Origin of the sequence: Marinobacter sp. SS5-14b (assembly GCF_030541005.1) — a bacterium.
GTDB lineage: Bacteria > Pseudomonadota > Gammaproteobacteria > Pseudomonadales > Oleiphilaceae > Marinobacter.
The window spans coordinates 47,898-71,829 of the sequence record NZ_JASSVM010000006.1; the positions used below are offsets into that span (position 1 = coordinate 47,898).

Below are 23,932 nucleotides of genomic sequence, written 5' to 3' on the forward strand. Positions count from 1 at the left end.
CCAAAATTGTGAGGATCGGAAGCGCAGTATGGGAGTAATACGAAAAGTAATTGCCTGGCTGAGTGTTGCCGTTATTTGTTTGTTGGCGCTGGTGCTGTACGTGGCCCGGCCGTTCAACCCGGACAACAATCGCCTGCTGGCCCGGACCATCGCCCGGTTTTGTCGGTGGATTCTAGGCATGAAGCGCCCGTTATCTGGCGCGGAAAACATGCCTCAAGACCGCCCGACGGTGATTATCGCCAATCACCAGCAGAATGATGACTTGTTGATTGTGGGCGACCTGTTACCCCCGCGCACAGTAGCTGTGGGCAAATCTGATCTGCTCTGGGTTCCCTTTTTCGGCCAGGTGTTCTGGTTGGGTGACAACATCATTCTCAACCGGGGCCGCTCCCAAAAAGCGGTGGCAACCATGCGAGCGACCAGCGATGCCATCAACAAAGACCGCAAAAGCATCTGGGTTTTCCCCGAAGGCACTCGCAGCCGTGGCCGTGGACTGGGAAAATTCAAAAAAGGCGCCTTCCACATGGCGATTGCTGCCGGCGCGCCGATAACCATGGTGTGCGTTGCTGACTATCACGGCACCACTCACGGCTGGTGTGGCAGCAGAGATGCGGTACCGGTTCGAATTTTGCCGCCGGTGGAAACCGCAGGCCTGACCATTGAGGATCTCCCGGCCTTGATGAAGACCTGCCATGAGCAAATGGCGGAAGCCATTGCTGCCCTTGCGGAACCTCCAGGAACTGCTTGAACGGCCGGAGAAAACAGGGCAGTCTTTTGCCAGCATTGATCGATGAATAGCAGGAGAACGGCTCCATGAATCTGATCTGGTTTCTGATTATCGGAGGCCTTGCCGGCTGGCTGGCAGGTCTCATTATGAAGGGCAGGGGTTTTGGTGTACTTGCCAACATTGGTATCGGGATAGTTGGCTCGTTTATCGGTGGTTTTCTGTTTGGTTTGCTACAGCTATCGGCGCAAGGTGCTGTGGGGCGCCTGGTAACCGCGACCGTTGGCGCGGTTTTGTTGCTGGCCATCGTCAACAAGATCAAGAAGGGCTGACATGATCGTACCTGTTACTGCCGTGTTTGCTGCTGTTATCGGTTTATTGTTGCTGGTGCTGTCTGCCCAGGTGGTGAAATTTCGGTTGAAATACCGCATGGGCCTCGGCGTTAACGACGACCGTGATTTCGAGTCTGCCGTGCGTGCTCACGCCAACCTGGTGGAGTATGCCCCGATCGGGTTGATCATGCTCGGTATCGCTGAGCTGAACGGTGTTTCCTCAACCCTTATATACTGGACCGGTATGGCGCTGGTGGTGGGGCGTATATTGCACGCCTTTGGCATGATCAACGGCAGGGGTGGCCCGCACAAGGCCCGGATGATCGGCATAGTGCTGACCTGGTTGGCGATCCTGGTAGCGGCAGTGTTGCTGTTGTGGAATGTCGGACAGGTATACGGTTAGTACCGAGCGTTGATGAACGGGGCCTGCGAGGCCCCGTTTGCGTTGTCGTCGGGCGGTTGGAATTAAAGTGCCTGGGCCATGTCCAGCGACAGGTATTCCAGTTCTATCCGGCGGTTGGCAGCGTGGTCTTCGGGCCGGGCCAGGGGCCGATCGGCACCCCAGGCAGCCACCAGAACGGCTGACGGGGAAACGCCCTCCTGGATCAACAGCCGGGCCACGGTATTGGCCCTCTGCCGGGCCACGAACCGGTTGTAGCCCTCGGCGCCAAAATTGTCTGAATGGCCATGAACCCGAACCCGCATGCCGGGATGATCTTTAAGATAGGCGGCGTGCTGGCGGATAATGGCCGTGTCAGCGTCGTCCAGGGTGTGTTTGTTGAAGCCGTAGTGAAAACGAGAACGGTGAGGCCGGTTTGCTTCCTGGCACTGCTGACCCGGGATAAAGCCGAATGCCAAAGCGGCCCTGGCCAGCATTTCAGGGTTGTCCAATACGAGTACGGTCATCTGCAGTATCCTTGAATCCAGAGTCAGGTTCTTCTTGTTATTGCCCTTTCACTATTTAGTTATAGAGCAATAACAGCAATTGGCGAATGGTCGATACGCATGCCTGCGGGGTTGGCTACCGATTGAATGGCATTTGTATGACTGCCTGATGACATTACACCGCGAAAAGAAGGCCTTGCTGTGGTAAAAAGCAGCTTTTCAGGGACAGATTATGATGAATAGTGACCGCTTATGCTGATTATTCCTGCCGAGAACGCCATTAACTGGAAGCGCCCGCCCTGGGTAACACTGGGCCTTGTGATGGCCTGCCTACTGGTATTTCTTTTTTATCAGGGTGGCGATGACCAGAAGCTGGAGTCGGCGCTCGAACAGTACCTCGACAACGGTTTGCTGGCGCTGGAAGCGCCTGCCTATGAAGACTATCTGCAACGGGAAATCCGCTTTCAGGGCGACCAGCAACGGGTACTCGAACTGCAGGAGTTTCAACAACTCCGGGAGCAGGATAACGATCTCTGGCAGGCCGTTACCCTGCTGCTGGACCGAGAGTACTATCAATACCTGCAAGCCAATCAGGACATCATCTGGGCCCCGGCACAGCGCAGTCACTGGCAGGAACAGCGGGGCGCCATAGAGCAACAGTGGATCAGCCGTCTGAGCTCGTTCCAGCTGGGGCTGGTGCCGGCGGAGCTCTCGCTGTACACCCTCATTACTTATCAGTTCCTGCACGGCGGCTGGGGCCACCTCATCGGTAACCTGGTGTTTCTGTTCCTGCTCGGTTTCACTGTTGAGCGGGCGATGGGGCCCGGCCGTTACCTGGTGGCCTATCTGGTGTGTGGCGCGCTGTCCGGTCTGGTATTTACCGCATTCTCTATGGGCAGTCAGATTCCCCTGGTGGGGGCCTCTGGCTCCATTTCCGGTTTGATGGGCATGTATGTGGCCATCTACGGCCTGCAAAAGATCCGGTTCTTCTATTTTCTGGGGGTCTACTTCAATTACTTCCGGGCACCGGCCATTGCCATGCTGCCGGTATGGCTGGGCAAAGAAATCTACGATTACTGGTTCGCCGGAGCGACCGGCATTGCCTACATGGCCCACGCCGGCGGGCTGTTGGCGGGTGCGGGGCTGGTGTGGCTGTTGGGGAAGAGCTGGTTGCAGGTAAAAGAAGAATTCTATGAGCCGGAACCCGACGAGCAGGACGCCCGCTTTACCTCCGGTTATGCCCAGGCCATGGCCAGCCTGGGGCGACTGGAGTTTGATCTGGCTCGCCGCCAGTTTGAAGCCTTGCGGGAAAGATACCCGGAACGCCCGATACTGCTGGAACACCTGTACCAGCTCGCCAAGCTAAGGCCAGACCTGCCAGCCTACCGTGAACTGGCCTCCGAGCTGATGTCGGATGCTCTGGCCCGTCGGCAACCGGAACAGCTGGTTTCCGTGTGGCAGGAATATCTGAGCAAAGGCGAGTCACACCACCCACTGGCGGCGGAAGACCATAACCGGGTGCTCTTCGCCAGCCTCAAGCACCATGATCTGAAAGCCGCCGAAAAGGCATTCGAACGTATGCGGCTTAAAGCCGAGCCAGACATGGCGCATGAAGCCTGCCGACTGCTGATTGCGGAGTTCGAAAAACTGCAAATGGAACCCAAGGCAAGGCATTACCGGCAGCTGCTGCAGGGCATGAGCTGATACCCGGCCTTGCGAGCCGGGTACTGTTAATCCGAAATCTGAAAGCTGGCTTTCGGGCCCTTCAGGGGTTCCCGGTTGCGAGCTTGTTCCAGCCAGGCGTCAATCTGTCCGTGCAGAGGGTGTGTTTGGCAGCGCTTCTGAATAAACGCTAAAAACGCGCTGGCTTTTTCCCATTGCTGCAAACCGTTGGCCAGTACCTGAGCGGCCAGAAGATAGGCCGGTGCCAGCTGTTCGCTATTGGGGAAGCGCTTGTGAAAGTCCTGCAATAACCGGAGCGCAGGTTTGAAGTGGCCCCGATGATACAGCGAGGTGGCACACTCAACAGCCAGGTCAGGGTCGTCCAGCTGGAAGTTGGGCTCGACGCTCTGCAGCGCTTCAATCAAACCGTTCAGGCCATCGCCATCATTGCGCTGGGCCAGCCAGGCCATTAGCCGGGGGTGATACCGGTAGAGTTCCGTGGTGTCATTTCTGGCGGCCAGCAAATGGTAAAGCTGGCCCAGCCTGCGTGGGTCGTCCCGGTCTTTCTTCAGGGCGTCTTTTAGCATGCTCTGAACACGGTCGTAATTTCCGTCCTTCAGGTTCATGTCCAGGTCCGCGTCAAACCGGCTGGAGCGGTCGCGCTGGTGATTGTCGGCCAGGCTTTCGGCATCCTGGATATCCGAGGCGAAGCCCAGCTCTTCCTGATACTGAAACAGCAGATAGCCCAGCATGTGGAACAGAATCAAGGTGAAGGTACTGTTCAGGAAACCCGCCAGCGGCTGAGCTACCCATAGCGGAAAGTGACTGACTGCAAAATCCTGGGCCGCACCTGACGCCAGGGTCAGCAAAATCAGGTAACCATACAGCAGAAAATAAGGTGTGCCGATTCTCGAAATCAGCACCGCCAGGTTCATCGGGTTTACCGCCGCCCCGACAGAGCGCTCCATGGCCAGCACCATGATGCTGGCCGGCAGCGCCAGCACTACGAACGCCAGTGCCAGCATCGCCAGAAACGGTCCGCCAATCATCGCCGCTGCGCCGATCAGCCCGCCCATCAGCACGAACACCAGAAGCTGCAGAATTACGATACTGAAACCACTGCCGGTAAACGCCTCTGCCACCGGGGGCGGCTTCAGGTGTCCTTCGGCGGTCCGGTTGATGACCGCGTAGGTGTATTTGAACAGCGCCAGCGCCAGCACCAGCCAGATGATCAGGCCGATGGCATTGGCCGGGGCGATGATGGGCACCAGGGTGCAGATGGCAATAACGATCAGCGGGTCGGTATGGAACGGATACCGGAAGAAGGCGCCAATCCGCTGCCAGAAAGGCACCACCTCGGTGGCCGCGCCCAGGTAACGCATGGCCTTACTGCATTTCGGGCACAACGCCTTGCGCTGGCGGGTGTCGGCGTCCGGCATGCAGCGGCTGCAATAATGCACCTGACACTCACCGCAGTGCCATTTGGCGGGGTCACCCGGGTGGTAATGACAATCGTGTTTCAAAGCGAGGGTCCTGATCCGTCAGAAAACAGTCGGCAATGATGACAGAAGTACCCAAAACCCGCATCACATCTGTTCACATATCAGGCCGGGGCTTTCAGTAAGTGGGTTTACCCACAGGGTCTGGAATCGGTGATCTGCCTGCCAAACCAGACGTAACGTTCATATCAGCTGTTTTTTCGGAAAGCCCCTATCAAGTTCTACCTCAAGCGGCAGTTAACATTTTAGAGAATGTGTCGGGATAGTAATTAATGCAAAAGTCACCCAGAGCTGTTGCCCTGTTCGTGCTGGCCATTGGCTTGCTGGCGTCGTTGCCGCTGCTGGGCCATATTACTAAAAACAGCGATTACTACGGTTTCAAAACTGACCTCCGGGTACCTCCGTTGCCCGGGTATGCGCCAGGCCCGGAACAGTTGCGACTGGTGTTTTTCGGCTATCAGCACTGCGGCACGGTGTGCCCGCTGCAGCTGATGAACCTGAAGGCCCTGCACCAGCGCCTGGAACTGCAGCCGGTAACCTTCGTGTTTGTCACCCTCGACCCGGAGCGGGACAGCCAGCAGGAGCTGGACCGCGTTATGCAGGCCATGGGGCCGGGCTTCAGAGCGGTTCGGCCGGCATCTCAGGCCAAGGCACAGGAACTGGCCATTGGGTTCTCCGAATACGCGGCAAAAATCAAGGCTGGAGAAGGCTATGACTTCAATCACAGCGCCCGAATTTACGCAGTGACGCCAGACAACCGTCGGCAATTACTGTACACATCTCCCGAGCTGGATCTGGATCGGGTAGAAGCAGATATCGAACGGCTTCTGGCCGGATCATAAGAAGGAACGGACCGTGACAAATACGCGTCAACGCACTGATTACGCCCGCCAGCAGGTACTCACCACCGACCGGCAAATGTTGATCATACTGCTGGCCCATGTGCCCGTGGTGGGGCTGCTGGTGCCCTGGGGTTACGGCACCTACGCATTTGCCATTGTAGCCTCCCTGCTGGTGGGTGGGCTGGCGCTGGTCGCATACGTCATGTTACGTGGTACCCGCGCCTGTTCCGCCCTGTTTGCAGCCTGCCTCATGTTGTTCTCGGCGGTGATGATTCAGGCTCAGATGGGCCGTATAGAAATGCACTTTCACATATTCTCCGCCCTGGCGCTGGTCATCATCTACCGGGACTGGCTGCCTGTGCTGGTTGCCGCTGGCGTGATCGCTGTGCACCACCTGCTGCTCACAGGGCTGCAGCTGGCAGATGCACAAATAGGCAATATGCCGTTGATGATCTTCAACTACGGTTGCAGTTGGGGCATTGCTTTTCTGCACGCCGCCTTTGTGGTGTTTGAAGCCGGTATCCTGGTGTTCTTTGCCATCAGAATGGGGGCTGAGCGGGAGCAGACCTACCGGATGATCGAAATTGTGCGGGCGTTTGATGCGGAGAACGATCTGCGGGGCCGGCTGCCGGATCAGGATCAGAGCGTCAGTGCATTGTCCTTCAACCAGATGATGGAGCAGTCCTGTGCCCTGATCACCGAGCTCCGGGATTTTTCAGAGGTGCTGCGCCAGAATGCGGATCAGCTGGCCAATGCCAGTAAAGCCACCAGTCAGTACCTTGAAGAGCAGCAACAACAGTCGGATCAGGTGGCGGCTGCCAGTAATCAGATGGCGGCCAGCGTGCAGGAGGTGGCCCAGAACGCACAGCTGGCGTCCGAAGCGGCTACTGATGCCTCCAAAGCCTCCAGTGCCGGCAGCGAGGCCATGGCCAGCGCCAGTACCATGACCGAAGCGACCAACCAGGCCCTGGGCGACAGCAGCCGTATGGTTCAGCAACTGACGGAAAAAGTGGAATCCATTGCCCGGGTGACCGGGTCGATCAACGACATCTCGGACCAGACCAATCTGCTGGCACTGAATGCGGCGATTGAAGCTGCCCGGGCCGGTGAACACGGCCGTGGATTTGCCGTGGTGGCGGATGAAGTGCGCTCACTGTCTCGTCGCACTCAGGCCTTTACCGAGGAAATTCGCAGCACGGTTGATGAGCTGAAAAGTCTGTCTGAAGCCACTCGCGCTGCGATGGAAATGGGCCAGACTCGGTCTGGAGAATCCACCCGGGCTATCCAGGCCGCGGCGGAAGCCATCAGCCGTATCGAACAGGCGATTGGTGCCGTCAGCAGCATGAATGACCAGATTGCAGCAGCCTGTGAACAGCAGTCGGCAACGTCCATGCAGATCAACGAAAACATTCATGCCGTAGCCTCCCGTAATGGCCAGGTGGCTGAAGAGGCCGACCGGGTGATGGCTAAGGCCCGGGAATTGGGTGAGGCCGTGGGGCAGGTTGATATGCTGGTTAATCGTTACCGTCTGCCGAAGTAGTACCCATGGGTGTATGGCAATTAAAGTGATTTGAATCGTCAAGTTTATCCGTCACCTGACGTTATAATTGACAGTTATCAAAATATAATTTGCTGTCGAACCTGGTCTGCGCATAGCGCGGTAAGAAGAGTAGTGGAATGTATATCTCGGAAAAGAAGGCTCAAGCACTTATTCAGACGATGCTTGAAAAGGGTGTCCCTCAATCTTACCCGAAGTGGATAGCACCACTTGCTCAGCATCTGCAGGCCGTGGGCTCTGAAGAGTTGTCCGTGGCCAACAGTGCCGTTGACGTGGCTCGGCACATATCCGATCTTGGCCAGGGGATGCTGGAATTCGACAGTCGTATTCATAACCTGGTCGCCAACATTCAGACCCTGTCGGCTGCCATCGAAGAAATGTCGGCAAGTGCGTCGGAGGTCGGCAGCCTGGGGCAGGATGTGCTTGAGCAGGCCAGCACAGTGAATGATTACACCCGTGAATCGATAACGGCTTTGGAGGATATGGAAGCCCGGCTGGCGGAGGTTGATATTGCGCTCACTCAGGCCAATGAGGAAATGCGCTCCCTGGCCGAACAAACCCGTCGCATTGAGTCACTCACCAATACGGTGAACGAGATCTCCGATCAGACCAACTTATTGGCGCTGAATGCTGCGATAGAAGCAGCGCGAGCAGGTGAAGCCGGTCGCGGTTTTGCTGTCGTGGCTGATGAAGTTCGCCAGTTGGCAGCTCGAAGTGCCGGGGCTGCACAAGAGATTAACGGTATTGTGACGGGGATTATCGCCGGCTCCGAAACCGTGCAGTCGCGGCTCGGAAATTCTGTCCGGGCGGTGCAGGCCTCCGGCGAAAGCCGGGAGCGGGTGGCCGAGGTGATGAATCGGTCCCGTGAGTCGTCAGCCCTCAATTTCGATCAGGCGACATCGATCGCTGCAGCGGCGGAGGAGCAGAGTCAGGTGGCTGCGGACATGGCCCGTCAGGTGAGCTCGAATTCTGAAGATTCCGATGGGCTGGCAACGATCTTCAACGAGTTGATGGCATCAATAAGCCCGCTGCGGGCCGATACAGACCATATTTTCAGTCAACTGACTGCGAAATCACCCTGCATGGTTCTGGCCAGCGCCAAGCGGGACCACGTCGTATGGGTTGATAAGCTGATTCGGTTTGCGGTGTTCAATGAGAGGGCCATCACCGAAGACGAAGTAAAAGACCACACTCAGTGCAGGCTCGGTAAATTTCTGGCCAGCGAGGAAGCCCGGCCCTTGCATCAGTTAAGAGCTGCAGATCATCTGGTTAAGCAGGTTCACCCTCAGGTCCACAGCTCTGGCAAGGCGCTTTATAAACTGGCGACCGACTTCCACAACCACCGGGTAGACGCTAACCGGTATGCAGAACAGTCCCGGGAGTTGGTGGATACGCTGAAGGCGGCTTCTTCTGAGGTATTAGAACTGCTGGACGAGATGATCCGTGAAGTCAGTAGTTGCCAGTAATACCATCTGTTAGTCGACGGCTTGCCTGCTACTCGCAACCCGATTTTTGCCGTCATTTTTGGCCTGGTAGAGTAACGTGTCTACCCGTTCGAGAATTTCAGCGGGCGTGTCGTCAAGGCTGGACTCGGTAACGCCCAGGGACAGGGTGACCTGCCCAACGTCATCAAAAAGGCTTTCTGCTATGTCGATGCGGATTTTTTCCGCAATCTCGGTGGCTTTGTCGAGATCGCAGAAGGGCAGTAGCACGATAAATTCTTCTCCGCCCCAGCGTACACACTTGTCGGTTTTACGGGTTTGCTCCATAAGGCTTTCGGCGACGGCTTTGATGATCTCGTCTCCGGAAGCGTGACCGTAGCTGTCGTTCACCGCCTTGAAATTATCGATGTCGGTCATCAGCACACAAAACGGCGAGTCAGCCTCCTGAGCCTGAATCAGTGACACTTCCAGTTCAATCTCGCCGGCGCGGCGATTCAGCAGTCCGGTCATGGAATCGTGCGAGGCCTGCTCCCGGAGCTTCAACTCCTCAAAAACCCGGTCAGTCATATCTTTGATGATACTGACAAAGTGGGTGATCTTGCCGTCTGAACTTTTCACCGGTGTAATGGTTTGCTGGCAGTGGATCTCGTGCCCGCCCTTGTGGCGGTTTGTCACCATGGCCCGGAAAGGCAGGCCCTCATTCAGGTGGCGCCACAGGCCTTTGTAGAAGGTGGTGTCATGCTTGCCGGACTTCAGTATTGAGGGTTTTTTACCGATGACTTCTGTGGGCGTGTACCCGGTGATGATTTCAAAGCCTTGATTGGCAAACTCGATGATTCCCTCAGCATTGGTGATAAAAATGCCGTCGTAGGCCGCATCGATGGCTTTGGCGAACAGGTTGCCGGTGGATTGCTCTGCGTGCAGCTGGGTGATGTCTTTCTGCACGGAGACATAGAATCGCGGTTCTCCGGTGTTATCGTTGACCGGAGTGATGGTCCACTCCACCAGGTAGGGCCGGCCGTTTTTGCGATAATTGATGGTCGAGCCCGCGAAGAATTCGCGCTCTTTCAGGCCTCGACGGAGTTTGTCGATGACGGCGGATTCGGTCAGCGGCCCCTGAAGAATGCGAGGGTTCTGGCCGTGAAGCTCTTCCAGGGTGTAACCGGTCATGTTACAGAATGCCGGGTTGGCATACACAATCCTGTACAGGCTGTCGGTGATCACAATGGAGTTGAAAGACAGCTCTGCTGTCGTGCGTAACAACAACAGCGAATCGTCGCCAGACAGGCCAGGCAAACTGTGGGGGTGATCCGGTTTCAAGGGTGGTTCCTGTGTTCTTGGAGGGTAGTGCCCAGAAATGTTGGTTTAGCATTGTTCACACAAGGGAGGATGTCAACGAGAAGGCGCCTGTATCGGCCATATCTGACGGTATATTCACCGGTGAAATACTGAACATTCGCCAACCTGCGGTTGAAGTCTGATCATTCGGTGCAATAGTTAATCAGAGGCTCCCGATGAGCGAACGCAATAGAGGAGGCACCGTATGTCGAACACATCATCAAGCAAAGACAGCCTGAACACGCTCTCCACCCTGGATGCCGGCGGCAAAACGTTTCACTACTACAGTCTGCCCAAAGCCGCCGACACTCTGGGCGATCTGAACCGTCTGCCGTTCTCCCTGAAAGTGCTGATGGAGAACCTGCTGCGCAACGAAGACGACACCACGGTAGACCGCTCCCATATAGATGCCATGGTGCAGTGGTTGAAAGATCGCGCATCGGATACCGAAATACAGTTTCGCCCTGCCCGGGTGCTGATGCAGGACTTTACCGGCGTGCCCGGTGTGGTGGATCTGGCGGCCATGCGAGAGGCGGTGAAACGGGCCGGCAAAGACCCGGCTCTGATCAACCCGCTGTCGCCGGTGGATCTGGTGATTGACCACTCAGTGATGGTGGACGAGTTTGGTACTGCGGATGCCTTCAAGGGCAATGTCGCCATCGAGATGGAGCGCAACCAGGAACGTTACGAGTTCCTGCGCTGGGGCCAGCAGGCTTTCGATAACTTCCGGGTGGTGCCGCCGGGCACCGGTATCTGCCACCAGGTAAACCTGGAATACCTGGGCAAGACGGTTTGGCAGAAAGAGGTAGACGGTAAAACCATCGCCTATCCGGACACGCTCGTAGGTACGGATTCCCACACCACCATGATCAACGGCCTGGGTATTCTCGGCTGGGGTGTGGGCGGTATCGAAGCCGAGGCGGCCATGCTGGGCCAGCCGGTGTCCATGCTGATTCCTGAAGTGATCGGTTTCAAGATGACCGGCAAGCTGCGTGAAGGCATTACCGCCACCGACCTGGTGCTGACCGTGGTGGAAATGCTGCGCAAAAAAGGCGTGGTGGGCAAGTTCGTGGAATTCTACGGCGACGGCCTGAAAGACATGCCGGTTGCTGACCGCGCCACCATCGCCAATATGGCGCCGGAATACGGGGCGACCTGTGGCTTTTTCCCGGTGGATGAGCAAACCCTCACCTATATGCGCCTGACCGGCCGTGATGAACAGCAGCTGGAACTGGTGGAGGCCTATGCCAAGGCCCAGGGGCTGTGGCGCGAGCCGGGCCATGAGCCCATCTACACCGACAGTCTGGAGCTGGACATGGGCGAGGTGGAAGCCAGCCTGGCCGGCCCCAAGCGCCCCCAGGATCGCGTCGCACTGAAGAACATGAAGTCTGCCTTTGAGCTGGTCATGGAAACCGCTGAGGGCCCGGCAGAAACCCGGGAAGCCAAGATGGAGTCCGAAGGTGGCGGTACCGCGGTTGGCGTTGATGAAGCTTATTTCGAGCACCCGGCCAGTCAGACGTTGCACATGAACGGTGAGCAATCCAGGCTGGACCCGGGCGCCGTGGTCATCGCGGCGATTACCTCCTGTACCAACACCTCCAACCCCAGTGTCATGATGGCTGCGGGCCTGATTGCCAGAAAAGCCGTAGCCAAGGGCCTGAAAACCAAACCCTGGGTAAAGACCTCATTGGCGCCGGGCTCGAAAGTGGTGACGGAATACCTGGCAGTGGCCGGTCTGCAGGACGACCTGAACGCCCTCGGTTTCAATCTGGTGGGCTATGGGTGTACCACCTGCATCGGTAACTCCGGGCCGCTACCAGAGGCCGTAGAAAAAGCCATCACGGAAGGCGATCTCACGGTGGCTTCTGTGCTCTCCGGTAACCGTAACTTTGAAGGCCGGGTGCATCCGCTGGTGAGAACCAACTGGCTGGCGTCGCCACCGTTGGTGGTGGCGTACGCACTGGCCGGTAACGTGCGGCTGGACCTCACCAAAGAGCCATTAGGCACCGATAAAGACGGCAACCCGGTGTACCTGAACGACCTCTGGCCCAGCCAGGCAGAAATTGCCGAGGCGGTGGAGAAGGTGAAGACTGATATGTTCCGTAAGGAATACGGCGAGGTGTTTGAAGGCGACGACACCTGGAAGTCCATCAAGGTGCCGGAAAGCAAAGTGTACGAGTGGAGCGACAAGTCCACCTACATACAGCATCCGCCGTTCTTCGAAGGCATGGGTGAGCAGCCGGAGCCCATCGATGACATCCGGGATGCCAACATCCTGGCGCTGCTGGGAGACTCGGTCACCACTGACCATATCTCTCCGGCGGGCTCCTTCAAGGCCGATACCCCTGCCGGAAAATACCTGCAGGACCACGGTGTGGAACCGAAAGATTTCAACTCCTATGGTTCACGCCGCGGCAACCACGAAGTGATGATGCGCGGTACGTTCGCCAACGTGCGTATCCGTAACGAGATGCTCGATGGCGTCGAAGGCGGGTACACCAGGTTCGTGCCCACGGGCGAGCAGATGGCCATCTACGATGCCGCCATGAAGTACCAGGAGCAGGGCACAGCACTGGTGGTCATCGCCGGCAAGGAATACGGCACCGGCTCCAGCCGGGACTGGGCGGCCAAGGGCACCCGCCTGTTGGGCGTAAGGGCCGTGGTGGCGGAATCCTACGAGCGGATCCACCGCTCCAACCTGATCGGTATGGGGGTGATGCCCCTGCAATTCCCGGAAGGTAGGGATCGCAAGAGCCTGAAGCTGACGGGCGATGAAACCGTCAGTATTGAAGGGCTTTCTGGCGAGATCAAGCCGGGCCAGACCCTCAAGATGACGGTTACCCGCAAGGACGGCACCAGCGAAACCTGCGATCTGAAATCTCGGATCGATACCGCTAACGAAGCCGTGTACTTCCAGCACGGCGGGATTTTGCACTATGTGGTGCGGGAGATGCTGAAAAGCGCTTAAGGCATTGGTGACAACATGGAGGCCGGGGCTCTGCAACGGACCTCCTGTTGTCAATGTTTACCGTGCCCTTCGAGTTCTGCTTAAGCGCCCGATGGAGGCCTCTTTTCGGTAAGCTCCAGCCAGAATAATGCACCTTTTCCGGGCTGGGATGTGAAGCTAACCCCTCCCTGCATATTGAGCATCAACTCACGGGTAATGGCCAGACCGAGCCCTGTTCCAGCTTTCGAGCATCGTATATCGGTGCTGGCCTGAGAGAATTTCTCGAACACCCGAGACTCAAACTCAGACGGTATTCCATTGCCAAAATCTTGCGTCAGGATGCGGACCTTGCTGCCTTCCCGCTCGGTATAGATGTGCACAGCTGAGTTTTCCGGTGAAAACTTTATGGCATTGGATAGCACGTTATTCAGCGCCTGCATCAGTCTCTGCTTATCGGCCAACACCTCAGCATCTGCCAGTTGTCTGATTTCAATCTGCACCTTATGTTCCGAGGCATAGTTTCCGATGTTCTCAACGCACTCGCGTATGACGTCGGAGACTTGTACTGTCTTCATCTCGAATGTCATTTTACCGGCGATTAATTTTTCAATGTCGAGTAGGTCGTTGACCAGGTAGGTGAGCTGCTCACTGTTTCTGTGCGCGATCTGAGTAAGCCTGAGCGCTCCTTCCGGGAGTGGAGCCACAGCCTGATTGATCAACAGCCCAAGGGCCCCTGAGATGGAGGTCAGAGGCGTGCGCAGTTCATGGCTTACTGTGGAAATAAACTGATTCTTCAGTCGCTCTGCTTTCTTCTGCTCTGAAATATCCTCAACAATGAGCCAGACAACCGGTTTTCCATCGGTGGTGGTAAGTTTCAGGCCGTGAAGCATGATTGGCTTGAGTAAGCCAACACGGTCCTTGATAAAGAGTTGCCGGCCGGAAAGTTTCTTTGATCGGGCCAGAGCCTCTGAAACATCTTCACCCTCAGTGATGAGGTTTCCATGCTCGTCGAAGGTTTTGTTGAAAAAAACCAAGGAGCGCGGATGGTCGCCAAGGATGCTTTTCAGGCTCAGGTTGCCTTGTACCAGTTTGTTGGTTTCTGCATCGAATAATGCGATCCCGACCGGGGCGAGTTCGAAGAGCCCCGAAAACCATTGTTGCATCTGTCGATCTTTAAGCAGCAACTGGGTCAGCCAGAAGGTTGCGGCGGTTACCGTTAACACCAGCAGCGCGAGAAGGCCCCGTAACGCTAAGGGATGAGGTGGTTGGTCGGGCCAGCCCTCCTTGGGCTGAGCGATTAGGTGCCAGCTGGTGCCGTGCATTTCGAGAGCATTGTGCACCGGTTGTTGCCAGATAACATCCGGTGCTCCGAAGAATATGCTATCCGAGGTGGCCGGGTCAGGTGAGGTGGACAGTACTAGCTGCGCTTCCTGCATGATGCGGTCGAGATTGACTGACTCATAAAGGCTTTGCAGATCCAGGATAACGGATACCACCCCCCAGAACTCACGGGAACCAGAGATGAAAATGGGAATTCGAACTGCCAGGCCCTGGCCCCCTTGAACCAGATCAATGGGGCCGCTGAACACCGCACGTTCGGTTTCCATCAGCATATGGACCTGTTCAGCCGAGAGGCTCTGTGTCCTAAGGTCCAGTCCAATTGCAGCCTCATTGCCCTCCAGGGGGTAGATGTTGTTAATGACAAAATCAGGCGCCAGGCCGATGTTTCTTAATTCAGTCGCAAGCCGGAAAATAACGGCGGCCAGTTCCTGAAAACGAGCTTCGCCCAGTTCTGGCTCTACAGCGACATTGGCTGCCAGGCCCCATACCGTTGTTATGTTTTGCAATATCCTGCCTTGAAGCTTGAGAGCCAGGTCATCGATATTTACTTGCCATTCCTGGCGCACTTCGGCTCTGAAGCGTTCTGTGCTCACCCTGTCCACTGTGATGGCAACAGACACCATTAGTATCAGAACCATCCAGCGGGCCATCCAGATGAGCCATCGGAATCGCCGATCGTCAGCGTTCCTCATTTTACAGGCTCAGCCGGTTGCTCTAGGGGCAGTTCAAGCCAGAAGGTCGCGCCTTTGCCTTCTTCTGACTCGAAATCAACGCTGCCACCCATTTGCGTCATGATCTCACACGTAATCGCCAGACCCAGCCCGGTACCCTGCTTGCCTCTTGTGCTTGAACTGTCGGCCTGGGCAAATTTTTGGAAGATGCGAGATCGAAAGCCGTCGGGAATGCCCGTGCCGTGGTCTGTGACCGAAATTGTGAGGTGATCAGGACAGAGTTTGGTAGAGACCTCTACGCTGGCACCCTCGTCTGAAAACTTGGCAGCGTTCGAGAGCAGGTTGGTCAGTGCCTGACTGAGCCGCTGCGGATCGAACCAGGCGGTGACATCCGGATGAGCCTGTTGGTGGACAACCTGTATTTGCCGGCGTTCCAGATAAGGCGCCAGGCGTTCGATCGATTCCTCGATAACCGGCGCGACAGTTTGTCTGGTTGGGTGCATGGGCAGGCGACCAGACACCAGTTTTTCAATGTCGAGCAAATCATTGATCAGGTGTTTGAGTTGTTCGGTATTTCTTAGGGCAATAGACACCATTCGCTGAGCTTTCTCGGGCAAGTGGCCCAGAGAGCCGCTGTTGATAAGCCCCAGTGAGCCGGCGATCGAGGTCAACGGTGTGCGCAGCTCATGACTGACCGTGGAAATAAACTGGCTCTTCATTTCCTCGATCTTGTGGCGCTCATCGATGTCTACGATGTATCCGTGCCATAACACACTGCCATCGGGCAGTCGCTCAGGTCGCGCCTTGCCCTCTACCCAGTGCCAGCTGCCGTCTTGCCAGCGAATACGGTATTTCTGGATCCATGGTGTCAAATTCTGCGCAGATGACTGTATCGAATCGGCGACAACCGCCAGGTCATCCGGGTGAATACGTTCAAAAGCCGGCGAGGCATCCTTGGCAGCCTGTTCTGCAGTGACCCGGTAAATGGCCTGAATCCCGCCACTGGTGTAGGGAAAGGTGCTATGGCCGTCGGGCCACAGGCGGTATTGATAGAGCATTCCCGGCGCGTTGGCGACCAGTTTGTCGAGTACTTCTGTGTGCTTTTGCTGCTGAATGATGTCGGCAATCCAGCGTCCAAGAAGGTTGACGAATGTTTTTTCCGTTTCCGTAAATCCGGGACGGCGGGGGAGTGCTGAGGAAAAGTTCAGCGTGCCGAACAGCTCGTCGTCAATCCATACCGGCGCTGCCAGGTAGCTTTCCAGCTTGAATTGCTGGTAACAGGGATGATCACAGAAACGGGAGCGCGCCATGTGGTCAATGGCAAGAACGCTGCCTTGGGCCGCCAGAAGTGAGCAGTAAGTATGCTCTAGCGGAAAGGTTATGCCATCTTCCAGAGACGTCTGGTGGCGCTCGTGATGCCAAAGGATCGTGTAAACGCCGCCGGTAATGTTGCTGACGATGGCGGTTTCCATCCTGAGGAACTCGCTGGCGGTTGCGAGGGCGCTTTCGATTCTCTCAGACACGCTGCCACGGGAGTCCAGGGAAATGTCATTCAGGATATTCAGCGCCTGAGTTCGTTCGATGTAGTAAACCCCGAGTTCCTGGTGCCGAAATTCCCTTTCGACCAAGTCAGCGAAGTCGCGGAGTATTTTTTGGTCATCGGGGGAGAAGACTCTTGGCTCTTTGTCGATCAGGCATAAGGTGCCCAAGCGAAAACCATTCCGGTCCTCCAGTGGCGCACCGGCATAGAAACGGATGCCAGGCTCGCCGGTGACCAAAGGGTTGTCTGCAAAGCGTTCGTCCTGCAGAGCGTTTTCCACGACAAAGGTATTGGCATCAAGAATCGCGTGGCCACAGAATGAAATGTCGCGGGCGGTCTCTCGAACACCCAGTCCGAAGCAGGATTTGAACCACTGGCGATCCTTATCAACCAGAGATACCAGGCAAATGGGTACATTAAAGGTTCGGGCCGCGAGCCTGGTGACTCGGTCAAACCGTTCTTCTGGCTGTGTATCCAAAAGTTCAGTGGCTTCCAGAGCAGACAGCCGCTGGGCTTCGTTTTTGGGCTGGTCAGGCGTTTTCATGATGGTCCTCACCCAAGGAGTCTGCGTCAGGTAACTCCAGCCAGAAGTGGGCGCCGTTTGAGTAATGGTAGCCTACTTTCCCGGACATCAGGAGCGCCAGTTCCCTGCAGATGGCAAGCCCCAACCCGGTTCCGGCCTTGGCTCGATTGGAGCCAGCCTCGGCCTGGGCAAAGCGTTGGAACAAGTGAGGTAAGAAGTGTTCGGGAACCCCGTCACCCTGATCTGAAACCGTGATGCGTACCACGCCGGCGGCTGTAGGATTTGCTCTAACGGTAATATGGCCACCGTTGGGGGAATATTTAATGGCATTGCTTATAAAGTTATCAAGAACTTGACGTAGTCTGGCCGGATCTGCAAAAACTCTGAGCTTGCTATCGGCCTTTGTGGCAAGTTTTACGGCGTAATGAGCGGCCATCGGCCGGTTTCCGGCACAGGCCGCTTCAATCGCATCAATTAGATTGACGTCACTCACCTGGATACTCAATTTGCCGGCTACTGCTTTTTCGAAATCCAGAAGGTCGGTAATCATTGTCTGAAGTTGCTGGCCATTGCGCAAGGCCAGTTCAACCATGGCCGAAGCTTTCGGTGGTAACTCGCCAGCAGCGCCGGATTGCAGCAACTTCAGAGAGCCGTTGATAGATGTCAGGGGTGTGCGCAACTCATGGCTGACGTTTGACACAAACTGATTTTTCAACACATCCAGCGCTTCCCGCTCCTCCATCAAGGTGTTAAAGGCAGTAGCCAGATTTCGGGTTTCTGTTGGTCCTGTAGTGCTCAGACGTTGCGTGGAAGAGCTGTCGGCTGTCATCAGGTTGATCTTTCGGGACATAGCTCTGAGTTGCCGTGTGGCAGCGCCGGCGACAATGTAAGTTATAAGTAGTAGCGGGAGTATGCTCATTAAACTGAGCCACAGAAAGTTACGGAACGAGGCTTGAGCGGGCTGAATAGCCTGCTCGTAAGGAGCTGCACTCAGGAATAGCCAACCGAGTCGCTCCAAATGTCGAGTGCTGTACACCCAACGTTGTCCTGAGTTATCCGTGACAACGCCAAAGGGTACGCCAGACAAGGCAGTGTCGATCAGTGAATCTTCACCTGGGTCGGGAAGTTCGGGTGCCGCTTGCGCCTTTTGCAGTGCATCCACCTGGATAAAATTGCTGGTATCGAGCACCTTTAGAATGGTGCCCTCTACAGCCTTGAGCTCTTCAGGAAGAATTCCTGCTTCGGCCAGGTTGATCGTGCCTGCAGCCAGACCAATTAAGTCGCCATGGTCACTTTGAATCGGGGCCAGAAAAGACAGCAGCGGCAGGCCCGTCGTACGTCCGATAATCGGCCGACTGACAACAGCTGAGCGGGATTGCACAGCTCGTTTGAAGTGAGGGCGATCCGCATACGAAGTGCCCAGCCTGTTGGGCACAAAACGATTTTCGGCGATCGCGATGCTCTGATCATCAAATATCAGCAGTCCGCCACCAAACAATCCTTCCAGATTTGGCTGCCGTCCCAGCAGCATATTCAGCCTGGGCAGGGGCAGCAGGCTTTCGCCATCCGTCAGCACACTCGCAAATGCTTCGAGTGCGTTCAGCCGGATGCTCAGCTCTTCATTGACGCGGGCGGCCAATGCCAATGTTTGCAGCGTCTGTCGTTCTGTAAGCACCTGTTCAAAATCTCGAATCAGTCTTTCGTAAGCGATGAAAAGAATCAGTGCTACGCTGATGACAATGCTCGAGCTGGCAATCAGCACAATACGGGCGTTGAGGCTTAAAGTTCGCAAGAAAGACCCTTATACGAATGGCTGTGACGGATGAAACGTGTTTTGATGAGAATATAGTGCAACCTAAGCTGTGAATGAAATAGTAAGGAGTGGCTTTTGACCAGCATAGCCCATGAGCAACTTCAGGAGCGCCTTAGGCTGCTTCAGGAGCGGTTTTTTGAGCGAGCCCGCGGCGAAATTGAAACGCTGTCCGGATTTGCTTACCTGATCGAACAGCAACAGCTGCCGAAATCGGAGTTAGATAGGTGCTACCAACTTTTGCATCGGATGGCCGGCTCGGCGGGAACGTTTGGCTTACCTGAACTGGGCCTGGCGGCCAGGGCGATCGAAAAGCAGATGAAAGCGCACCTTGAGTCGTCAGGCGACATCGCGGCGGCCCCGGATGGGTTGATTGCGGTATCAGCTGACCTTGCCCATGAGCTCCGCAAACTTGCAACGTGGCTTGCGAAAGCCCCTGAAGCCAGAGCCACTTCCGTTGCAACGGCCAGAGCCACCGCCGGTTCTTATAAAGGGGCCCAAGGCATGCATGTTCATGTCATGGCGTTGGCGCACGATCCGGAATATTTGTCAGGTCTGGTGAAATCTTTAGCGGCCTTCGGATTTATTGGTGATACCGGCTCTCTTGATCAATCCGATGTGATTGCGATGCGGCTCAGAGAGCGCACTAATGCAGCGGTCTTGCTCAGCTTGGATTCAGAGCTCCAGGACGTTCTGAGCTTTCGTGAGCAATATATTCCGGAATCCGAGCATCGTCGGTTCCCGGTTGTTTGCATCGGCGACGATAATTCTTTCGATATTATGTATCGGGTCGCAGAACAGGGCGCAGCCGCATATTTCTGGGAGCCGCTGGACATGCCAGAGCTGGCAGAGCGTATCGAAACACTGGCGCTTGAGCGAAGTTCCAGCCCCCAAGGCCGGGTGTTGATTGTTGATGATGATGCGGAGCTGGGTGAGCATTACTGTCTGGTGCTGGCGCAGGCTGGTATCATTTCTCGACTCGTGTCTGACCCGTCTGAATTGATGTCGGAACTGTCAGCTTTCGAACCGGATCTAGTCCTGATGGATGTTCAGTTGAGGGATTATTCCGGTGTTACTCTGGCCAGATTGATACGTTACGAGCCTCGGTGGCTGGGTTTGCCGATTGTCTATTTGTCATCGGAAGATGATCCCCAAAACCAGCTGGACGCCCTTTCCAAGGGGGCAGATGAGTTTCTGGTAAAACCGGTCACCGATGATTACCTTGTTCGATCGGTGCGCATTCGCTGTTATCGTGCCCGCCAATTGTCGGACCTGATGAACCGAGACAGCCTTACCGGGCTGCTCAAACATTCGTTGATTAAGCAGGAGGTTGATAGAGAGCTGGCTCGCTGTCGCCGCGCCGGTCACTATTCGTGTGTGGCTATGCTGGATATGGATCACTTCAAGCGAGTGAACGATACCTGGGGGCACGGTCAGGGCGATATCGTCATTCGTACTCTGGCGAACCTGTTGCGCAATCGATTGCGCGAGTCTGATGTAATCGGGCGGTATGGTGGCGAGGAATTTCTGGTGATATTGCCCGATTGCGAACCAACGGTGGCGGTAAAACTCTTAGAAGCTATTGGTAAAAGTTTTGCCGAACTCGTGTTCTGGGTCGGAGATGACAGCTTTCAGGTGACCCTGAGCGCAGGGGTTGCCTTGATCAACGATTTTCCTGTTTCCGATCAGGCAATTGAGGCGGCTGACCAGGCACTCTATCAGCGAAAACGGGGGGGGCGTAATGGCGTGACCTTTTATGACCTGGCTCGTGGTGAAACAGAAACTTGAGGTACCCCTGTTGAAAGCCTTGATACTGGAAGATGATGAGCTTGTGGGAGAGCTTCTTGAGACGGTCGTGGCAGGTAGTTATCAAGGGATTGCCGTCAGTCTTGCACGATCTCTGAGTGAGGCGCAGCGACTAATCGACGGGAGTAGTGACTATCAGTTGTACCTTGTTGACTGGCAACTGCCAGACGGTTCCGGGCTTGAGCTGGTAAAGCAGGTGCGTGCTTGCAATCGCGAAGTGCCTATTGTGATGGTTTCCGGCCGGTCTGACCGGGAATCCGTTCTAAAAGCCGCCCATCATGGTATCAGCGGATACATTACCAAGCCGCTGGATGTGCAGTTGTTACATGAACGTCTTACCAAGCTGGTTCCTGCTGAAGCCCCTGAAAGGAGATCCGCCAGCGAGTATTTGAAGGCGTCGTTAAATTCGGTGATTCAGTTGCCCACAGATATCGACCCGGCTGATGTTCTGGGCCTGATCGTAAGGCAGCAAGAACTATCGCCCGCTCAGTTGGCGGAGCGCTGGCGTGAGGAGGTGGCGCTGACCGCTCGTTTGCTGGATGTGGCCAATAGCAGTTCATTTCGCCGCACGGGTAAGCCCGTGGAAACTCTTAGAGATGCAATCAGCAATATAGGCGTGGCCATGGCATTGAATCAGGCCTTGGCTCTGGCACTCGATGTGGCGGGCAAGATAGAAAATCCGGACCTGAAAGCTCAGGCCAACGCGTTCCATAACATGGCACTTCAGGTGGCACGGGAAGCCCAAAAGCTCACGATTCGGCTGGGTAAGAATCCGTCGCTGTTCCAACAGGCGGGCCTTTTGAGCCGTTTGGGCGAGATGGCGGTTCTGAAAGTGCTGAACCAGTTCAGTTCAGAACGAGGCTCACTGAGTCCCTCAGAAGTGGAGCAGTGTCTTTGTGAGTGGTCTCAGGATTACGGCAATCGCCTGAAAGTACAGTGGAAGCTGCCTCTCGGTCTGAGAGATATGATTGGTGCCGTGCATGTTTTGCCGAAAGACAGCATCAGTGAGGATCGTCTTGTGATGCGGGCTGCTGCGTTGATTGCCGGGGATAAGTCTGACAGCGATGACTGTCAGCGACTTTTGCGGCGTCTTGGTCTTGAGCTTGAACCACCTAATGAGGGTAGTGAGCATGGCATCAGTTACTGAGGTAATACTGAAGAAAGTGCTGTACGTGGAAGACGACCCGGATATCCGGGCCATTGCCGAGCTGGCATTGCAGGATGTGGGTGGGCTTAACGCAGCGCTCTGCAGCTCCGGACAACAAGCTCTGGAGGTGGCCCCGGAGTTCAGGCCCGATCTGATTCTTTTAGACGTAATGATGCCCGGAATGGACGGCCCCGAAACGATGCGGAGGTTAAGGGCGATGGAGGCGACGCGCTTGATCCCAGTGATTTTTATGACCGCCAGGATTCAAAGTGCTGAAATTGACGAATACTTGGCGTTGGGAGCTATCGGTGTTATTCCCAAGCCTTTCGATCCGATGATGCTGGCTGATGATATTCGTCGATTAGTTAAGGAAAGTACGAAAGGGCCACGGGACTGACTGGCGCCGGAAAGGTGCGCGATTGGCTGATTTGCGTTAGGCTGGCGTGCTTGAATTTGTCGCTGCTGAATTGAGGTGTCATGTCTTCTCCTGAATCCCCAAATGAAATCAAAGCGCGGCTCAACCTGGAAACCTCCCGCATTCACTGGCACGAACTGCAAACCTACTATGCCCGAGGGCAAGTGGTACGTGTGGGCCCCGAGCTGGATCTTCTGGATGTGGCGGCTCAACTGACGGCCGACAACAAAGCACGGTTTGAGCAGTGGATGAACAGCGGTGCCATCGGTGATGTGTCGCCCGACCTTGCCCGCAGCTGGTATGACCGGAATGCCGAGCTTTGGGCGGTTGTGGTAGCGCCCTGGGTGCTCGTGCAGGACCGCTCCGACAAGAAGCTGCACTGACCCGGCTTTTCCGTTTGCCACTACTCGCGACTTTCCTGCCACGTTAGGCCGTTTTCCCTTGAGGACATTATGCTGACAGGCGCACTGCTGATTCTGGCTCCGCTGTTTCTGGGTTTTGCGATTGCGCTGGCTAACCGCCGCCTGATGACGGTGATCCACTACACCGTAGAAGGCCTGGTGTACTTCATTCTGGCTTTGCTGGGCCTTGGCCTGGGGCAAATGGAGGGTTTGCTGGCGCAACTCAGCACCATGGCCTTCCAGGTTGCAGGGCTGGTGCTGGTGCTGCTGGTGGCCAACATGGCCGGGTTGTGGTTATTCCACCGTTGGCAGCCACTGGATCTCGGGCCCCGTGATGGTGAGCTTAAGCCAGGCTACCGACGACTGTTTCTGGCAGGGCTTAAGCCGCTGGTGGCGGTCATCGCAGGTGTCTTGCTCGGGTATTTTCTGTTTTCCGAACTGCCCATGGTGGATGAGGTGGCCACCTGGGCACTGATGCTGCTGCTGTTCCTGATTGGCTTGCAGCTGCGCAACGCCGGACTGTCACTGCGTAAGTTGCTGATGAATCGCCAGGGGCTGGGCATTGCCCTGGCATTGACTGTCAGCTCCCTGGTTGCCGGGCTGGCACTGATTCCGTGGCTGGGCCTGCCCTGGCACCAGTCGCTGGCGATGGCCTCGGGATTTGGCTGGTATTCGTTGTCTGGCATTGTGATCGGCGATGCGATGGGCCCGGCCTGGGGTGGGGTGGCCTTCCTGAATGATGTGCTGCGGGAAATCATTGCCCTGGCGTTGATCCCCGTGGTGATCACGGCACGGCCTGCCATGGCCATTGGCTATGGCGGCGCAACGGCCATGGATTTCACCTTGCCGGTTATTCGAAGCAGCGGTGGTCTGACGTGTGTGCCGGTGGCCATTGCCTCCGGGTTTTTGCTGTCGTTTCTTTCCCCGGTTTTGATGGGTGTCTTCCTGTCTTTGGGTTGATCTGACATTTCGGTCGATCAAAATTGACCGGGTACAATGCTTTCGTCAGATTTACGGCTATATTGGCTACGTATTACCATCGGAAACTC

General features: G+C 56.0%; 19 protein-coding genes. 13 read left to right on the plus strand and 6 right to left on the minus strand.

Annotated features, from left to right (window positions below):
• Positions 1–28: 28 nt before the first annotated feature.
• The 3 genes from QPL95_RS13805 (at position 29) to QPL95_RS13815 (ending at position 1,459) form a co-directional block, all read left to right on the plus strand.
• A complete protein-coding gene (locus tag QPL95_RS13805) occupies positions 29–748 on the plus strand; it encodes a 1-acyl-sn-glycerol-3-phosphate acyltransferase (RefSeq protein ID WP_303291572.1) in 720 nt (239 codons plus the stop codon).
• A gap of 65 nt (positions 749–813) precedes the next feature.
• Positions 814–1,056: a GlsB/YeaQ/YmgE family stress response membrane protein gene (locus QPL95_RS13810; protein ID WP_303291573.1), complete on the plus strand. Its 243-nt coding sequence runs from the start codon at positions 814–816 to the stop codon at positions 1,054–1,056.
• A gap of 1 nt (position 1,057) precedes the next feature.
• Positions 1,058–1,459: an MAPEG family protein gene (locus tag QPL95_RS13815; protein ID WP_303291574.1), complete on the plus strand. Its 402-nt coding sequence runs from the start codon at positions 1,058–1,060 to the stop codon at positions 1,457–1,459.
• A 62-nt stretch (positions 1,460–1,521) separates the two neighbouring features.
• Here QPL95_RS13815 and QPL95_RS13820 read toward each other — a convergent pair whose 3' ends face one another.
• Positions 1,522–1,962, minus strand: coding sequence for an OmpA family protein (locus tag QPL95_RS13820; protein WP_303291575.1), 441 nt, complete (start codon positions 1,960–1,962; stop codon positions 1,522–1,524).
• Between the two features lie 231 nt (positions 1,963–2,193).
• Here QPL95_RS13820 and QPL95_RS13825 point away from each other — a divergent pair, with 231 nt between their 5' ends.
• Positions 2,194–3,645: a rhomboid family intramembrane serine protease gene (locus QPL95_RS13825; RefSeq protein WP_303291576.1), complete on the plus strand. Its 1,452-nt coding sequence runs from the start codon at positions 2,194–2,196 to the stop codon at positions 3,643–3,645.
• A 26-nt stretch (positions 3,646–3,671) separates the two neighbouring features.
• Here QPL95_RS13825 and QPL95_RS13830 read toward each other — a convergent pair whose 3' ends face one another.
• Positions 3,672–5,126 (minus strand): hypothetical protein, encoded by a 1,455-nt coding sequence (locus QPL95_RS13830; RefSeq protein ID WP_303291577.1) that lies wholly within the window; start codon positions 5,124–5,126, stop codon positions 3,672–3,674.
• Between the two features lie 248 nt (positions 5,127–5,374).
• Here QPL95_RS13830 and QPL95_RS13835 point away from each other — a divergent pair, with 248 nt between their 5' ends.
• The 3 genes from QPL95_RS13835 (at position 5,375) to QPL95_RS13845 (ending at position 8,968) form a co-directional block, all read left to right on the plus strand.
• Positions 5,375–5,944: an SCO family protein gene (locus QPL95_RS13835; RefSeq protein ID WP_303291578.1), complete on the plus strand. Its 570-nt coding sequence runs from the start codon at positions 5,375–5,377 to the stop codon at positions 5,942–5,944.
• Between the two features lie 13 nt (positions 5,945–5,957).
• Positions 5,958–7,484: a methyl-accepting chemotaxis protein gene (locus tag QPL95_RS13840; RefSeq protein ID WP_303291579.1), complete on the plus strand. Its 1,527-nt coding sequence runs from the start codon at positions 5,958–5,960 to the stop codon at positions 7,482–7,484.
• 137 nt (positions 7,485–7,621) lie between these two features.
• Complete coding sequence (locus QPL95_RS13845) at positions 7,622–8,968, plus strand: methyl-accepting chemotaxis protein (protein WP_303291580.1); 1,347 nt, start codon at positions 7,622–7,624, stop codon at positions 8,966–8,968.
• 9 nt (positions 8,969–8,977) lie between these two features.
• Here QPL95_RS13845 and QPL95_RS13850 read toward each other — a convergent pair whose 3' ends face one another.
• Complete coding sequence (locus tag QPL95_RS13850; protein ID WP_303291581.1) at positions 8,978–10,264, minus strand: diguanylate cyclase; 1,287 nt, start codon at positions 10,262–10,264, stop codon at positions 8,978–8,980.
• Positions 10,265–10,487: 223 nt separating this feature from the next.
• Here QPL95_RS13850 and acnA point away from each other — a divergent pair, with 223 nt between their 5' ends.
• The gene (acnA, locus tag QPL95_RS13855) at positions 10,488–13,250 is read left to right on the plus strand and encodes an aconitate hydratase AcnA (protein WP_303291582.1); all 2,763 of its coding nucleotides are present in this window, start codon (positions 10,488–10,490) and stop codon (positions 13,248–13,250) included.
• Between the two features lie 80 nt (positions 13,251–13,330).
• Here the strand turns inward: acnA and QPL95_RS13860 are convergent, their stop codons facing one another.
• The 3 genes from QPL95_RS13860 to QPL95_RS13870 all read right to left on the minus strand — a co-directional run bounded on the left by QPL95_RS13860 (position 13,331) and on the right by QPL95_RS13870 (position 19,096).
• A complete protein-coding gene (locus QPL95_RS13860) occupies positions 13,331–15,136 on the minus strand; it encodes an ATP-binding protein (protein WP_303291583.1) in 1,806 nt (601 codons plus the stop codon).
• 122 nt (positions 15,137–15,258) lie between these two features.
• Entirely contained in the window at positions 15,259–17,325 is a 2,067-nt protein-coding gene (locus tag QPL95_RS13865; protein ID WP_303291584.1) for a GAF domain-containing protein, read from the minus strand.
• The gene (locus QPL95_RS13870; RefSeq protein WP_303291585.1) at positions 17,312–19,096 is read right to left on the minus strand and encodes a sensor histidine kinase; all 1,785 of its coding nucleotides are present in this window, start codon (positions 19,094–19,096) and stop codon (positions 17,312–17,314) included. Before QPL95_RS13870 ends, QPL95_RS13865 begins: the two co-directional genes overlap by 14 nt.
• A 96-nt stretch (positions 19,097–19,192) precedes the next feature.
• On the opposite strand from QPL95_RS13870, the gene QPL95_RS13875 reads away from it, so the two are divergent.
• The 5 genes from QPL95_RS13875 (at position 19,193) to QPL95_RS13895 (ending at position 23,843) form a co-directional block, all read left to right on the plus strand.
• Positions 19,193–20,902, plus strand: coding sequence for a diguanylate cyclase (locus tag QPL95_RS13875; RefSeq protein WP_303291586.1), 1,710 nt, complete (start codon positions 19,193–19,195; stop codon positions 20,900–20,902).
• Positions 20,871–22,067, plus strand: coding sequence for an HDOD domain-containing protein (locus QPL95_RS13880; RefSeq protein ID WP_303291587.1), 1,197 nt, complete (start codon positions 20,871–20,873; stop codon positions 22,065–22,067). The genes QPL95_RS13875 and QPL95_RS13880 overlap by 32 nt, the downstream gene beginning before the upstream one ends.
• Positions 22,051–22,464, plus strand: a complete 414-nt coding sequence (locus tag QPL95_RS13885; protein WP_303291588.1) for a response regulator — start codon at positions 22,051–22,053, stop codon at positions 22,462–22,464. Before QPL95_RS13880 ends, QPL95_RS13885 begins: the two co-directional genes overlap by 17 nt.
• 80 nt (positions 22,465–22,544) lie before the next feature.
• Positions 22,545–22,865, plus strand: a complete 321-nt coding sequence (locus QPL95_RS13890; RefSeq protein WP_303291589.1) for a DUF2288 domain-containing protein — start codon at positions 22,545–22,547, stop codon at positions 22,863–22,865.
• 69 nt (positions 22,866–22,934) lie between these two features.
• Positions 22,935–23,843: a lysine exporter LysO family protein gene (locus QPL95_RS13895; protein ID WP_303291590.1), complete on the plus strand. Its 909-nt coding sequence runs from the start codon at positions 22,935–22,937 to the stop codon at positions 23,841–23,843.
• Positions 23,844–23,932 lie beyond the last annotated feature (89 nt).